The sequence below is a fragment of the Pseudomonas syringae pv. tomato str. DC3000 genome (assembly GCF_000007805.1).
GTDB classification, from domain to species: Bacteria; Pseudomonadota; Gammaproteobacteria; order Pseudomonadales; family Pseudomonadaceae; genus Aquipseudomonas; species Aquipseudomonas avellanae.
In genome coordinates, this window is the sequence record NC_004578.1 from 103726 (window position 1) to 118543 (window position 14818).

General features: G+C 59.8%; 14 protein-coding genes. 6 read left to right on the forward strand and 8 right to left on the reverse strand.

Translation table 11 applies throughout. From position 1 onward, the window contains the following. Window positions 1-9: 9 nt before the first annotated feature. The 3 genes from PSPTO_RS30595 to coaBC are packed head-to-tail and all read right to left on the reverse strand — an operon-like array spanning window position 10 to window position 4320. The gene (locus PSPTO_RS30595) at window positions 10-2595 is read right to left on the reverse strand and encodes a phosphomannomutase/phosphoglucomutase (RefSeq protein WP_046463701.1); all 2586 of its coding nucleotides are present in this window, start codon (window positions 2593-2595) and stop codon (window positions 10-12) included. A gap of 54 nt (window positions 2596-2649) precedes the next feature. Next, window positions 2650-3105, reverse strand: coding sequence for a dUTP diphosphatase (dut, locus tag PSPTO_RS00470; RefSeq protein WP_011102984.1), 456 nt, complete (start codon window positions 3103-3105; stop codon window positions 2650-2652). Window positions 3106-3111: 6 nt separating this feature from the next. Then, a complete protein-coding gene (gene coaBC, locus PSPTO_RS00475; RefSeq protein ID WP_046463702.1) occupies window positions 3112-4320 on the reverse strand; it encodes a bifunctional phosphopantothenoylcysteine decarboxylase/phosphopantothenate--cysteine ligase CoaBC in 1209 nt (402 codons plus the stop codon). Between the two features lie 135 nt (window positions 4321-4455). On the opposite strand from coaBC, the gene radC reads away from it, so the two are divergent. Then, window positions 4456-5130, forward strand: coding sequence for a RadC family protein (radC, locus tag PSPTO_RS00480; protein WP_005769555.1), 675 nt, complete (start codon window positions 4456-4458; stop codon window positions 5128-5130). A 54-nt stretch (window positions 5131-5184) separates the two neighbouring features. Here the strand turns inward: radC and PSPTO_RS00485 are convergent, their stop codons facing one another. Next, entirely contained in the window at window positions 5185-6771 is a 1587-nt protein-coding gene (locus PSPTO_RS00485; RefSeq protein ID WP_011102986.1) for an ABC transporter substrate-binding protein, read from the reverse strand. Between the two features lie 363 nt (window positions 6772-7134). On the opposite strand from PSPTO_RS00485, the gene rpmB reads away from it, so the two are divergent. Together rpmB and rpmG are read left to right on the forward strand one after the other, a co-directional pair. Then, the gene (gene rpmB, locus PSPTO_RS00490) at window positions 7135-7368 is read left to right on the forward strand and encodes a 50S ribosomal protein L28 (protein ID WP_002551514.1); all 234 of its coding nucleotides are present in this window, start codon (window positions 7135-7137) and stop codon (window positions 7366-7368) included. 11 nt (window positions 7369-7379) lie between these two features. After that, window positions 7380-7535 (forward strand): 50S ribosomal protein L33, encoded by a 156-nt coding sequence (gene rpmG / locus PSPTO_RS00495; protein ID WP_002551515.1) that lies wholly within the window; start codon window positions 7380-7382, stop codon window positions 7533-7535. Window positions 7536-7642: 107 nt separating this feature from the next. Here the strand turns inward: rpmG and PSPTO_RS00500 are convergent, their stop codons facing one another. After that, a complete protein-coding gene (locus PSPTO_RS00500) occupies window positions 7643-8008 on the reverse strand; it encodes a cupin domain-containing protein (RefSeq protein ID WP_005769553.1) in 366 nt (121 codons plus the stop codon). A gap of 238 nt (window positions 8009-8246) precedes the next feature. Here PSPTO_RS00500 and PSPTO_RS00505 point away from each other — a divergent pair, with 238 nt between their 5' ends. Further along, window positions 8247-9740 carry an aldehyde dehydrogenase gene (locus tag PSPTO_RS00505; RefSeq protein ID WP_011102988.1) on the forward strand — a complete coding sequence of 498 codons (1494 nt, stop codon included), beginning with the start codon at window positions 8247-8249 and terminating at the stop codon, window positions 9738-9740. 62 nt (window positions 9741-9802) lie between these two features. On the opposite strand, the gene PSPTO_RS00510 is transcribed toward PSPTO_RS00505, so the two are convergent. Further along, complete coding sequence (locus PSPTO_RS00510; RefSeq protein WP_005769549.1) at window positions 9803-10054, reverse strand: hypothetical protein; 252 nt, start codon at window positions 10052-10054, stop codon at window positions 9803-9805. A 112-nt stretch (window positions 10055-10166) separates the two neighbouring features. Between PSPTO_RS00510 and PSPTO_RS00515 the strand changes: the two genes are divergently transcribed. Beyond that, the gene (locus PSPTO_RS00515) at window positions 10167-11315 is read left to right on the forward strand and encodes an MFS transporter (protein ID WP_005769547.1); all 1149 of its coding nucleotides are present in this window, start codon (window positions 10167-10169) and stop codon (window positions 11313-11315) included. On the opposite strand, the gene PSPTO_RS00520 is transcribed toward PSPTO_RS00515, so the two are convergent. Further along, window positions 11312-12892 carry a phospholipase D family protein gene (locus tag PSPTO_RS00520; RefSeq protein ID WP_010208311.1) on the reverse strand — a complete coding sequence of 527 codons (1581 nt, stop codon included), beginning with the start codon at window positions 12890-12892 and terminating at the stop codon, window positions 11312-11314. The two genes, PSPTO_RS00515 and PSPTO_RS00520, sit on opposite strands and share 4 nt — an antisense overlap. Before the next feature lie 72 nt (window positions 12893-12964). After that, window positions 12965-14386: a PLP-dependent aminotransferase family protein gene (locus PSPTO_RS00525; protein WP_005769539.1), complete on the reverse strand. Its 1422-nt coding sequence runs from the start codon at window positions 14384-14386 to the stop codon at window positions 12965-12967. Between the two features lie 175 nt (window positions 14387-14561). Here PSPTO_RS00525 and PSPTO_RS00530 point away from each other — a divergent pair, with 175 nt between their 5' ends. Beyond that, window positions 14562-14813: a DUF1127 domain-containing protein gene (locus PSPTO_RS00530; protein WP_005769538.1), complete on the forward strand. Its 252-nt coding sequence runs from the start codon at window positions 14562-14564 to the stop codon at window positions 14811-14813. Window positions 14814-14818 lie beyond the last annotated feature (5 nt).

Sequence of the window (14818 nt, forward strand, 5' to 3'; positions counted from 1 at the left end):
GAAAAACAATCAAAATGGCAGGTCGAGGTCCGGCGCAACTTTCTTGAGCTCAGCGTGGAACACACCCTGGATACGCTCCAGTTCGGCCTGGGTTTCAGCCTCAAAACGCAGCACCAGCACCGGCGTGGTGTTGGAAGCGCGAACCAGACCCCAGCCCTTCGGATAGTCCACACGGACACCGTCGATAGTGGTCAGTTTGGCGTCGCCCCATTGGGCGTCTTTCTCAAGGGCCTCAATGATGCTGAACTTGGTGACGTCCGTCACCTTGATGTTGATTTCAGGCGTCGAAATGTCGTTCGGGAAGGTCTCGAACAGGTCTTCGGCATTGGCCGGTTCCTGGCTGAGGATCTCCAGCAGACGTGCCGCGCTGTAGATGCCGTCATCGAAACCGAACCAGCGCTCCTTGAAGAAGATATGGCCGCTCATTTCGCCAGCCAGCAACGCGCCGCTTTTTTTCATTTCTTTCTTGATCAGCGAGTGACCGGTTTTCCACATGACCGGACGACCACCGTGTTCGCTGATCAGCGGCGTCAGGCGACGTGTGCATTTGACGTCGAAAATGATGTCGGCACCCGGATTGCGCTTGAGTACATCCAGCGCGAACAGCATCAACAGGCGGTCGGGATAAACCACATTGCCTGCGTTGGTCACAACACCGACACGGTCGCCGTCACCGTCGAAGGCCAGACCCAGATCGGCACCGGTTTCCTTGACCTTGGCGATCAGGTCTTGCAGGTTTTCCAGCTTGCCCGGGTCCGGGTGATGGTTCGGGAAGTTGCCGTCCACCTCGGCGAACAGGGAAATCACTTCGCAGCCCAGCGCTTCGATCAACTGCGGGGCGATCACACCTGCCGCACCATTGCCGCAATCGACCACGACCTTGAGCTTGCGCGCCATGACAATGTCGTCCTTGATCTGCTTGAAGTAGCGATCGAGGATGTTGACTTGGGTGATGCTGCCTTTTTGCGAGGTCAGGTTGTTGGTCTTGATGCGCTCGTGCAGCGCCTGGATCTGCTCGTTGGCGAGGGTATCGCCCGCGATGACGATCTTGAAGCCGTTGTAGTCCTTGGGGTTGTGGCTACCGGTCAACATGACGCCGGTCTTGCCGGCCAGCACGTTGGCTGCGTAATACAGCGCAGGCGTCGGCACCAGACCGACGTCGCTGACATGGCAACCGCTGTCGTGCAGGCCCTGGATCAGTTGCTGCACCAGCTCAGGACCGGAAAGACGACCATCGCGGCCAACGCTGACATTGGGTTCGTTCTGCGCCAGGCTTTCGGAGCCGATTGCGCGACCGATCCAGTACGCCGTTTCAGCGTTGAGGGTATCTTCGACCACGCCGCGGATGTCATACGCACGGAAAATAGTGTCGGGGAGAATGGGTGCCACGGATGCTGGGCTGTTCATAGCGAGGGGATGCTCCGATCTCAGGAAGTCCTGGTTTTCGTCGAGAGGGTCGATATCAAGAATATCGGTATCTTGAAACAGCGGATCGGTCCAGTCGGTACGCGACGCAACGACTGCAGGCGAAGTACTGTCTTGGGTAATATTTGCGCCATGCTGCTCGCTGGTCGCCTGTACAGGCACGGCCTGAGGCTGACTACGAAGCGAAACACGAGCAAGGGCCTGAGCCAGACCACTGAGGGCCGGGAGGCTCAAACCGAAAGGTTTGACGGCTTTTCCGCGTGAGAGTTCTTGAAGCAGCTGATCCAGCTGCCGCGCATCGGCACAAATACGCCGCTGCAAAACCCTTTCGTTACGGTGCAGGCCAAGCAGCACACCTGCTCCAGCAATAACCAGTGCCAACAGCAAAAGCACGATGGAGGGCGAAGTTTTTAGCCCCGCACCCGGCGTGAACTCAAGCTTCCAGCCGGCAAAGCCGGTATCGAACCCTTGCGGCTTGTCGCCGTCTGCCTGCCCGCGCTGCAGAAAAACCTGCGCAGGTCCGCTGCCGAACTGCTGACTGAGGACGATTTGCCCAGCCTCGGCCGGCAGCACGGGCAAGGCATCGAGCAAGCGCTGCATGTCGAAGGCCAGCAGCAATGTACCCAGAACCGGCTGATCTGCGCCCGCACGTACCGGCGCTGCGCTGTAGATCAGCCAGCGCTCACCGACCTTGCGAGCCTCCGGGGCAACCCCCTCACCCTGCGCAACCTTGTTGAGCATATCCAGCGTGGCAAAGCTGACCGGCAGCACGCCTTGCGTATCGACATCAGCCAGCCCCTTGGGATAAAGCCGTGCGCCTGACAGACCGCCCCAACGGGTAACGCGCTCCTGCGCAGCCACCCGCGCACTGGCGTCGTTGCTTTGCAGCGCCTGAACCAGCGCTGCGCTGGACGCCGCGGCCTGAGTGTCGGCATTGATCTGCCGCAGCGCCAGGCTGACCGCTGACGCCTGACTGCCGCCCCATGCCTGCACCAGTTGATCCTGCTGCTGCGGGCCGGTCATCAGGGCAACCCAGACCAGCACCGCAGCGATGATCAGGCCGACTGCAGCTGGCACAAGACCCGGCGCAAGCGCATTGAGGCTCGCAGCCGGGGGAGCGTTATCGGCGGGTATGGCTTGCTTTAAAGCGCTGTGCTGAGTGCCTTTCACCGACCTCTCCCTGAGCCTTGATGCGCAACCGCTTCATGAGCCGAATGATAACAATCAATGGCTGCCGGAGTGACCGAAGCCGCCTGTGCCACGCTGACTTTCGTCGAATTCTTCTACCAGCTCGAAACGGGCCTGTACCACAGGCACCAGCACCAGTTGTGCAATACGCTCGCCCACTGCGATGGTGAATGCAGTCTGACCACGGTTCCAGCAAGACACCATCAGCTCGCCCTGATAATCGGAGTCGATCAGGCCAACCAGATTGCCCAGCACGATGCCATGCTTATGACCCAGGCCGGAGCGCGGCAGAATCAGGGCGGCAAGCCCCGGATCGCCGATGTAGATCGACAGGCCGGTGGGGATCAGCAGGGTCTGGCCGGGCTCGAGAAGGGTGTCTTCCTTGAGCATGGCGCGCAGGTCCAGGCCGGCCGAACCCACGGTGGCGTAAGCCGGGAGCGGAAATTCGTTGCCAATGCGAGGGTCGAGGATCTTGGCTTGTAGAGCGTGCATTCGTAGTTAAACCTGATTCATGCGGTCGGCGATAAAAGTGATCAGCTGGCGGGCAATCTTGGCCTTGCTGGTCTGGGCAAAAAGCGTTGCGTGCAACGCCCGGTCAATCACGCTGCAAGCGTTCTCCTCACTGTTGAAGCCGATGCTGGGGTTGGCCACATCGTTGGCGACAATAAGGTCAAGATTTTTGTCTTTGAGCTTTCGGGCAGCGTAGTCGAGCAGGTGCTCGGTCTCGGCAGCGAAGCCGACACTGAACGGACGATCCGGGCGGGTTGCAATGGTCGCCAGAATATCTGGATTACGGACCATCTGCAGCAGCAAGCCGTCACCGTTTGAAGGATCTTTCTTGAGTTTGTGAGGGGCAATGACTTCCGGTCGGTAGTCCGCCACCGCTGCCGACGCGATGAACAGATCACACGGGATGGCAGCCTCACACGCCGCCAGCATGTCGCGGGCACTGACCACGTCGATGCGCGAGACGCGATCCGGCGTTGGCAGGTTGACGGGACCTGTGATCAGCGTAACGCGAGCGCCGGCTTCCACCGCCGCTTCGGCCAGGGCAAAGCCCATTTTGCCGGAGCTGTGGTTGGTGATATAGCGCACCGGATCGATGTTTTCCTGGGTAGGGCCTGCGGTGATCAGCACATGCCTGCCGGTCAGGGTCAGGCGCTGGAAACAATCGGCCGCGCACCGGGCCAGATCGTCGGCCTCCAGCATGCGCCCGAAGCCGACATCGCCACACGCCTGACTGCCGGAAGCAGGCCCGAATACACGGAAGTCGCGCTGTTCAAGCAAGCGGGTGTTGGCCTGCACGGAAGCATCACGCCACATTGCCTGGTTCATCGCCGGAGCAATGGCGACGGTTGCGTCGGTGGCCAGCACAATGGTGGTCAGCAGGTCGTTGGCGATGCCTTGAGCCAGACGCGCGATCAGGTCGGCAGTGGCCGGTGCGATGAGGATCAGGTCGGCCCACTTGGCCAGCTCGATGTGCCCCATCGCGGCCTCGGCGGCCGGATCGAGAAGGTCCAGGTGCACAGGGTGCCCGGAAAGAGCCTGCATGGTCAGCGGCGTAATGAACTCTGCGCCGCCCTTGGTCATGACCACACGCACTTCAGCGCCCTGGTCGCGCAATCGGCGGACCAGCTCAGCGCTCTTGTAGGCCGCGATGCCGCCGCCGACGCCCAGAACGATGCGTTTTCGATACAGCCGCTGCATAGACCTGCCTTTTTGGTCGAGTGAATACGCGACGGCCATGACGCCTCCCCAGGCCAGATCGTCGCGCAAAAAAGATGGGCTAAGATAGCACAGCGACCGCAGTGCAACAGCGGCGCCCAACCACATGGAGGTGCTATGAGTATTCGCAGTTGGCCCGCGGCCGAACGCCCGCGGGAACGCTTGTTGGAGCTGGGAGCGGCGAGCCTTTCGGACGCCGAATTGCTGGCGATCTTTTTACGCACCGGCGTGGCCGGAAAAAGCGCTGTAGACCTGGCGCGTCACCTCTTGAATCAATTCGACGGGCTCAGATCGTTACTGGATGCTGATCAGCCCGCTTTCACCGCTCAACTGGGGCTGGGACCGGCAAAATTCGCTCAGTTACAGGCCGTCATGGAGATGGCGCGCCGGCACATGGCCGAGTCATTGCGCCGCGATTCAGCGCTGGAAAACCCGGCCCAGGTGCGTAACTACCTCAAGGCCCAGCTTCGACACGAACCGCATGAAGTCTTCGCCTGCCTGTTTCTCGATAACAAACACCGGGTCATGACCTTCGAGATCCTGTTTCGCGGGACGATCAATGCATCCTACGTGCACCCACGTCAGGTAGTGAAGCGGGCGCTGGCGCACAACGCCGCCAGCCTGATCCTCTGCCACAACCATCCCTCGGGCATTACAACGCCCAGCCGCTCCGACATCGACCTGACCAAGCGCCTCAAAGAAGCCCTGAAGCTGGTGGATGTTCATGTGCTTGACCATGTGATCGTAGGTGACGGCGAGCCGTTGTCGATGGTGGAGAAGGGATTGATGTAGCGGGCCGATTGATCGTTCCAGCGCCCCCGGCACGGGAACGATCAACACAGCGAGTTACTTCACCTGCACCTTGTAAAAGTCCTGCCGTCCGAAGGGGCTGACCTGATAGCCCGAAACGTCCTTGCGCACCAGTGCAGCGGCTGTCGGGTGGGCGAGGGGGATCCACAGCGCCTGTTGCTGGATCTGCTGCTGAGCCTGGTGATACAGCTTGCTGCGCTCGGCCTGATCGCTGGTGGATTTGCCGTCAGCGATCAGCTTGTCCAGGGTCTTGTCGCAATAACGCGCAAAGTTGGTCCCCGATTGCACCGCAGCGCACGAGAACTGAGGCGTCAGGAAGTTATCCGGATCGCCATTATCGCCCGCCCAGCCCATGAACAGCAGATCATGCTCACCGGCCTTGGCGCGCCGAATCAGCTCGCCCCACTCGATCACCTTGATCTCGGCGTCGATACCGATCTGCTTCAGATCAGCCTGGAGCAATTGCGCGCTCAGACTGGGGTTGGGGTTCAACAGGCTGCCGGAAGGCCGTGTCCAGACAGTGGTCTTGAAGCCGTCTTTCAAACCGGCCTTGGCCAGCAATGCCTTGGCTTTGGCAACATCGTGCGGATAGCCAGGCAGGTCTTTGGCGTAGCTCCAGGTATTGGGCGGATAAGGGCCATTGGCAGCGCCGGCGGTGCCTTCAAATACAGCTTTCAGGTAATTGGCCTTGTCGAAAGCCAGGTTGATTGCCTGACGAACTTCGGGCTTGTCGAACGGCGGGTGCTGGCTGTTGATCGCAACAAATGCAGTCATGAACGCGTCGGTTTTTTCGACCTTCAGCGAGTCGTCCTTGCTGGCTGCCTGAATATCCAGCGGCTTGGGAGACAGGGCGATCTGGCACTCGTCCTGACGAATTTTCTGCAGGCGCACATTGGCGTCCGGCGTAATGGCATACACCAGCGTGTCGATATCCGACTTGCCGGCGAAGTAATCCTTGAACGCTTCGTAACGCACCACGGCATCTTTCTGGAAGCGCTTGAAGACAAACGGCCCGGTGCCGATTGGCTGGCTGTTGAGTTTTTCCGGCGTGCCCGCTTTCAGGAGCTGCGCGGTGTACTCCGCCGAGTAGATCGACGCAAAACCCATGCTCAGCGTGGCAAGGAAAGTCGAATCGGCTCGATTGAGCGTGAAGCGGACCGAATGAGCGTCAGGCGCTTCGATGCTTTTGATCAGCGCAGGCAACTGCATGGACTGCGCATGCGGGAAGCCGCTCTGGGCAATCTTGTGCCACGGATTCTGCGGGTCGAGCATGCGCTGGAAGCTGAACAGCACGTCATCCGCGCTCAATTCGCGGGTCGGCGTGAAGTAGTCGGTGGTGTGGAATTTCACCCCGGTGCGCAGCTTGAAATCATAGGTCAGGCCGTCGGCGGAGACGGTCCAGCTTTGCGCCAGGCTCGGCACCAGCTTGCCGCTCTTGGCATCGAAGTCCACCAGACGGTTCATCAGCACATCAGCCGACGCGTTGGTGGTGGTCAGCGAGTTATACTGCACCACATCGAAACCCTCGGGGCTGGCTTCAGTGCAGACCGCAAGGCTCGACGCCTGTGCGGTAAGCGGGAGTAGCGTGGAGGCAAGCAAAAAGGGAAGTGCAGCAAGGCGCATGGCTATATTCCTGTTCAGAAAGGGGTCCATCTGCCGGCGCAGTCTGGTGAAGAGCTAACCCTAGACCATGTAATGGCGTAGAACAATCGTCACGGTGCGACGAGCGGTCGATTTGCCCGTACCCCCGCTGTGCTTGAGCATACCGCCGCACAGGGCGCGACGATTCGGGCTAAAGTGCTTTGCCTGTTGTTGCATTGCAGGGTTTCTGGTATAAAGCAGCGCTCTTTTCTAGGGGCCCGGTTCCTTCACTGTAGGTGTAGCCGGTAAGACCCTTAAAGAAACGCGGCGCCTGGCGCCAAATGACTGAGAGATTAAGCGGCCAACCCATGCCGGGTTGGGCATGTGGTTTTAGAGGGCTGAGGCATGTCGAGAGTATGTCAAGTTACCGGTAAGGGTCCGGTGACTGGGAATAACATTTCCCACGCAAACAACAAAACCCGTCGTCGTTTCCTGCCAAACCTGCAGCATCACCGCTTCTGGGTTGAAGGCGAGAAGCGTTTTGTTCGTCTGCGCGTATCTGCTAAAGGCATGCGCATCATCGACAAGCGTGGCATCGAAGTTGTGCTCGCTGAACTCCGTCGCGACGGCAAAATTTAAGGGAGAGAATCATGCGTGAATTGATCCGTTTGGTGTCGAGCGCTGGTACAGGCCATTTCTACACCACCGACAAGAACAAACGTACTACTCCGGATAAAATCGAAATCAAAAAATTCGATCCGGTTGTACGCAAGCACGTGATCTACAAAGAAGGCAAAATCAAGTAATTGATTCTGTCGACTACAAAAAAGCCCGCCTCGCAGCGGGCTTTTTTGTGCCTGCGGGTTCAGCCCCAACGTGCATCAGATCCCTGATCACATCCGTGTAAACAGCCTCAGCCCTGTTTCGGCTCGAACACCACGTAGATCTTGCGGCACGCCTCAAGCACCTCCCACGTTCCCTTGAAGCCTGCCGGGATCACGAAACGGTCACCTGCACGTAGTGTTTTGGCAGTGCCTTGCTCGTCGCGCAGCACGCTGACGCCCTGAACGATCTCGCAATATTCATGCTCGGTGTAGTTGACCTGCCACTGCCCAGGCTCGCCATTCCAGACACCTGCACTCATCTGGCCGCATGGGCTGTTGTAGTGGTTGTAGATCGTCTGTGCCGGGTCGCCCTTGAAGACTTTTTCCGGCGCCGGGCGATAGTGCTCAGCGTCGGTGCTGGCTTCGCTGAAGTCGACGATGCTTTCAATGCTCATGCTGGATCCTTGCGCTGAATACGTTGACGGTTGAATGAGCAAGCAGGGCAGTAATGCCCTGGATACCCACAACGACCGTTTAATAAAATCAACAAAAATGGCCGGTAATGGCTATTTATGTCAAATATATTGGTTTTGCCAAGCCGCTGGTTTAGGGTATTGGCCGCTCCTGAACTTTTCATATCGTGTCGCTAATCAACCATGACACACCCGCATTCAACAAGAGGAGGACATAAAAATGACCACCCTGACCCGTGCTGACTGGGAACAACGCGCCCAAAATCTGAAGATCGAAGGCCGCGCCTTCATTCAAGGTGAATACACCGCTGCCGCCTCCGGCGAGACCTTTGACTGCATCAGCCCGGTCGATGGCCGGTTGCTTGCCAAGGTCGCCAGTTGCGATGCCGCCGACGCCCAGCGTGCGGTAGAAAGCGCTCGCAGCGCCTTCGACTCGGGCGCCTGGTCACGACTGGCCCCGGCCAAACGCAAGGCCACCATGATCCGTTTCGCCGGGTTGCTTGAGCAGAATGCTGAAGAACTGGCCTTGCTTGAAACGCTGGACATGGGCAAGCCGATCAGCGACTCGCTGGGTGTCGACATACCCGGCGGCGCCCGGGCCCTGAGCTGGAGCGGCGAGGCGATCGACAAGCTGTATGACGAAGTCGCCGCAACACCTCATGACCAACTGGGCCTGGTAACCCGCGAGCCGGTCGGTGTTGTGGCTGCTATCGTGCCGTGGAATTTCCCGCTGATGATGGCCTGCTGGAAGCTCGGCCCTGCGCTGTCCACCGGCAACTCGGTGGTGCTCAAACCGTCGGAAAAATCCCCGCTGACGGCCATTCGCATCGCGCAATTGGCTATCGAGGCCGGCATTCCGGCGGGCGTGCTCAATGTGCTGCCGGGTTACGGCCACACCGTTGGCAAGGCGCTGGCGTTGCACATGGATGTGGACACGGTGGTGTTCACCGGCTCGACCAAAATCGCCAAACAACTGATGATCTATGCGGGCGAATCGAACATGAAGCGCGTCTGGCTGGAGGCCGGCGGCAAAAGCCCGAACATCGTCTTTGCCGACGCCCCTGACCTGCAGGCAGCCGCCGACTCCGCCGCCAGCGCAATTGCCTTCAATCAGGGCGAAGTCTGCACGGCGGGTTCGCGCCTGCTGGTCGAACGCTCCATCAAGGATCGCTTCCTGCCAATGGTGATCGAAGCCCTTGGCACCTGGAAACCCGGCAATCCGCTGGACCCGGCGACCAATGTCGGCGCACTGGTCGATACTCAGCAGATGAACACAGTGCTGTCTTACATCGCAGCCGGGCATACCGATGGCGCCAGGCTGGTCGCGGGCGGCAAGCAAATTCTGCAGGAGACTGGCGGGACTTACGTCGAGCCAACGATTTTTGACGGCGTGAACAATGCCATGAGGATCGCGCAGGAAGAAATCTTCGGCCCGGTGCTTTCGGTGTTGACGTTCGACACAGCCGAAGAAGCCATCCAGATCGCCAACGACACGCCATACGGCCTGGCCGCTGCGGTATGGACCGCGAACCTCTCCAAGGCGCACCTGACCGCCAGAGCACTGCGCGCGGGCAGTGTGTGGGTCAACCAGTACGACGGCGGCGACATGACCGCGCCGTTCGGCGGCTTCAAACAATCGGGCAACGGCCGCGACAAATCGCTGCACGCGTTCGACAAATACACTGAGCTGAAATCCACCTGGATCAAGTTGTAAGGCGCAACCTTTACGCTTGCTCCAACGTTAGGGCGCGAGGGGCGCTAGCTGTCTGGCGCTTTCTAATTGCGGCTTCTACTAGCGACCTCCACAACCGCTTCCAGTAGCCGCTCTTCGCTGAAAGTGAAATCACCGTACTGTGCAATTGCGATACAGGTCGAAAGCCCTTGAATCGCAGCATCGGCAGTGCCCCCTGCCTGCAGCTCGATAGACTTCTTCGCAAAGAATTGCGCAGGTCCCGTTTTACCTGTGCTTTTCAATGACAGAATCAGCTTGTCCAATGCGACCAGCAATTCAGAGGTCTCACTCACCATGGAACTCCCCTTGTTTTTCATGCATGCCAGCGCGGAGCATTGGCACGATAGGCATTTCAGGATTTGTACAGGGCGATGAGCGCATAGCGCAACGCCGAGCAGGAGTTTGAAAATGCGTTGGGGTACTTATTTTGCCGTACTGGCGTCGGTGCTGGGTGTTGGTCTGGCAATGGGCGTCAGCATGCCGCTGGTTTCATTGCGGCTGGCAGGCTGGGGCTATGGCTCGTTTGCCATTGGCATCATGGCGGCGATGCCTGCGGTGGGCGTGCTGCTCGGCGCGGCGCTGGCCAGTCGTCTGGCGGCGCGCTTTGGCACGGCCAGTCTGATGCGCCTATGCCTGTGGGCCGGGGCGGTTTCGGTCGGAGCGCTGGCGCTGCTCCCGTACTACTGGATCTGGCTGGTCTTGCGGCTGACCCTCGGGGCGATCCTGACCATCGTCTTCGTGCTGGGTGAAAGCTGGATCAACCAGTTGGTCATCGAGCGCCTGCGCGGGCGTCTGGTGGCGCTGTATGGCAGCACCTACGCATTGAGTCAGCTGGCGGGCCCGCTGCTGCTGGGCGTGATCGGCACCGAAGCCGACTATGGTTTCTGGATTGGCGTAGTGCTGCTGGTCGGCTCACCATTTCTGCTTCTGGGACGTACCGGGGCGCCGTCGACCGAATCCTGCAATGTGACGCTTGCCGATCTGTCCGGTTTCTGTCGCGGCATGCCTGCCATCGCCTGGGCGGTCGCTCTGTTTGCCGCATTTGAAGCGCTGATCCTCACCCTGTTGCCGCTTTATTGCATACGTCACGGTTTCACCCCGCAAATCGCTCTGATCATGGTCAGCGTGGTGGTGGTCGGTGACGCGCTGCTGCAACTGCCTATCGGCATGCTCGCCGACCGCATTTCACGTCGCGCGATGTTTACCGGCTGCGCCGCCTTGCTGCTGATTTCCAGCCTGCTGGTGCCGCTGCTGATCGATACCGCTCTGATCTGGCCGCTGTGGACCGTCTTTGGTGCCAGTGCCGGCGGGCTGTTTACCCTGTCGCTGATTCTGATCGGCGAACGCTATCGCGATGATTTGCTGGTCCGCGCCAACGCGCATGTCGCTCAACTATGGGGCATCGGCTGCCTGCTCGGCCCTTTGATAGCTGGCGCGGGCAGCCAGTGGGTCAGCGGCGAGGCCTTGCCGCTGATGATGGCTGCAGGTGCCTTTGGCCTGCTGATGCTGATCAGGCGGCGCGGCGCGTTCGGGGATTCGCAGGCAGCACCCGCCTAAAGCATTCTCTCAAGACCGATGGCACGGCTCATCCAGGCATTGAAGCGCCGCCACCAGTCGCCCGGCTCGGTGTGCAGCGTGTGGATCTGCCCGTTGTCCTCGGTCACCCACACCACTTTGCCGTCTTCCAGCCGAGCTTCGTACGTGAGCGACGGGGCCATGCCCTGCAGCGTCAGCTCGCGCAGTTCTTCCGCCAGTTGCGGGCTGTCGACCAATACGCCGACTTCGGTGTTCCACAACACTGAGCGTGGGTCGAAGTTGAATGAGCCGACAAACACTTTCTGCCGGTCAAAGATCATCGCCTTGCTGTGCAGGCTCGATTCCGAGCTGACCAGTGAATGGCTTTTCCTGAACAAATGCGGGCCGCTACTGCGCATGGTTTCGGTCTCACCGGGCTGGCGACGCAGTTCATACAGCTTCACACCGTGCTCCAGCAGCGCCTTGCGATACGGCGCATAACCACCATGCACGGCGGGCACATCGGTGGCTTCCAGCGAATTGGTCAGCAGGCTGACGTTGACCCCGGCATCGGCACGGCCAGTCAGGTACAGCAAGCCTTCCTGACCGGGCACAAAGTACGCAGAAATCAGCATCAGCTCCTTGCGAGTGTTCAGCAGCTCGGGGGCCAGTTGCGTGGTCAACAGCAGGTGTGGATCAGGCTCGCCCTGTGCCAGCACTTTAGTCGGCGCATCCCACAGCGCCTGGTTATGCGCCCAGACCAACTCGTTGAGCCAGGTTTTCATGCGTGGCTGAGTCTTGTAGGCCATCAACCGCTCATACAGCGCCTTGTGCTGCTGATGAGCCTGCTCAAGCGAATCGTCCAGCCGCTGCCGGGCCTCGGCCAGGTCCTGGCCATCGGGCAGGAAGTACATGAATTGATCGATGGGCTTGCTGAGCGTGCTGTTCCAGTACTGATCAAAGCTGTGGCCGAGCTGCTCGGCGACCGGCCCGACGCTGAGCATGTCGATGTCGGTGAAATTGAGATTGGGCTCGGCGTCGAAGTATTCATCGCCCAGATTGCGCCCGCCGACGATGGCCGCACTGCTGTCGGCCAGCCACAGCTTGTTGTGCATGCGCCGGTGCTGACGCGACAGGTTCATCAAGCGTCCCAGGCTACGGGTGACGCCGGTTTCGCGGCCCAGGTTTTGCGGGTTGAACAGGCGAATCTGAATGTTCGGATGCGCAGCAAGCGTGGCGATGGCCTGATCGAGGCCATCGCTGGTGGTGTCGTCCAGCAGGATGCGCACCCGCACGCCACGGTCTGCCGCCTTGAGCAGCTCGTCGATCAGCGCGCGCGTGCTAAGGCCGTCGTGGACGATGTAATACTGCAGGTCGAGGCTGGTTTTGGCGTTACGGATCAGTTCGGCGCGGGCCTTGAAGGCGTCGCTGCTGTCAGGCAACAGCCGAAAACCCGAACGCCCCTCGTGCGGCATCGCCATGGCCTGAATCGAACGGCCAAAGGCAGAATCCGAGGGCGGCATGGCCTGGCTCGGCTCGCTGGCGATCTGCTGGTGCGCGCAACCACTGACGCACACAGCCACCAGCAAGCAAAAGGGCAAGGCCCATGAGTTGTTCAAATTGACCTTCCGCGTCTGGAGATGGCTCGACTTGGCGATATGACCCACAAAACCGGGAAAGATTTGCCCGCGTCAGTCACTTTGCGCAATCAGTTGCGCAATCGTCTCGCCCACGATACGCACGGCGCTCTCGATTTCGCGGCTCGATTTGGCTGCGTAGTTCAAGCGCATGCAGTTGCGGTATTTGCCCGAGGCCGAAAAAATACTGCCCACGGCAATCTGCACACCCTTGTCCAGCAAGGCGCGATTCAAGCGCAACGTGTCAAAATCCTCGGCCAGCTCCACCCACAACATGAAACTGCCCTGTGGACGACTGGCGCGGGTGCCTTCCGGGAAATAGCGCATCACCCAGTCGATCATCTGGTCACGGCTGCGCTGATACTGCGTACGCATGCGGCGCACGTGCGGCTCGTAATGCCCGCCTTCAAGAAAATCGGCGATGGCCAGTTGCGGCTGCGGGGCAGTGGAACCGGTGCCGATGTATTTCATGTGCAGCACCCGCTCCAGATAGCGGCCCGGCGCGACCCAGCCAATCCGCAGCCCAGGTGCCAGGGTTTTGGAAAACGAACTGCAGAGCAGCACGCGGCCATCCTCATCGAACGACTTGATGGTGCGCGGGCGAGGGTAGTTGTAGGCCAGATCGCCATACACATCATCCTCAATGATCGCCACGTCAAAGCGTTGCGCCAGGGTCAGCAAGGCGCGCTTTCGGGCTTCCGGCATGACGTAACCCAGCGGGTTGTTGCAGTTGGGCGTCAGCTGGATGACCTTGATCGGCCACTGCTCAAGGGCCAGTTCCAGCGCTTCAAGGCTGATGCCAGTCAACGGATCGGTGGGGATTTCCAGCGCCTTCATGCCCACACCCTTGAGGGTCTGCATGGCACCGAAGAAGCTTGGCGAGTCCACCGCCACGATGTCACCGGGCGAGCAGATCGCCCGCACGCTTGCAGACAGTGCCTCATGACAGCCATTGGTGATGATCACGTCATTGGCGGTCAGGTTGCAGCCGGAGTCGAGCATCAACCGGGCAACCTGCTCACGCAGCCTGAGCACGCCGTAAATATTGTCATAATACAGGCCCGGCATGTCCTGATGGCGGCTCAACTGGCCCAAGGCGCGCATCAGCGGTTTCAGAGTCGGGCTGGTGACGTCGGGCATGCCGCGCCCCAGTTGGGTGACCGCCTCGCGGGGCGCTACCCGAATCAGGTCCAGCACCTGATCCCATTGAGAGATATCCACAGGCCGTTGCGCTGGCCGACCCACCGCCGGGAGCGCGGGTGCATGCCTGCTGACCGAGACAAAATAGCCGGATTTGGGTTTCGGCGCGGCCAGCCCGCTGTCTTCCAGAACCCGGTACGCCTGCTGCACGGTGCTCAAACTGACACCGTGTTCGACGCTCAAGGCGCGTACCGACGGCAGACGGTCGCCGGGCCGGTAAAAGCCGTTTTCGATGCGCGAGCCGAGCAGTTCGGCAAGGTTGACGTAGAGCGTCATGGCGTACTCTCAAGTTATTCAACGCTGTAAAGCAATACAGATCAGCCGAAAATATAGCATTCAGCAGCGTATTTGAATCTTCTGTATGGAAAATATAAGAACTTTTTGAATCTGTAATGGTTTGGTTGTTCGCTTCATCATAGACCCACACCCACCCAGGATGAGGGAATTGGAGATGAACGGGTTCAGCGATGTGCGCCTTGCGCTTCACAGCCAGGAATTGAATGAATATCGGCCGACAGTGCTCCGAACGGTCCGCCCGAAAAAGGCCGACCTACTGGCGATCATGAGCCGCTGGGCGCTGTATCGTCACCGCTGGGCATCGCGCCGCACCTTGCTGACACTGACCGACGATCAACTGCGCGACGTTGGCCTGGATTTTCAGCAGGCCAGAGTGGAGGCGATGAAGCCGTTCTGGAGGGCGTGAGCCTT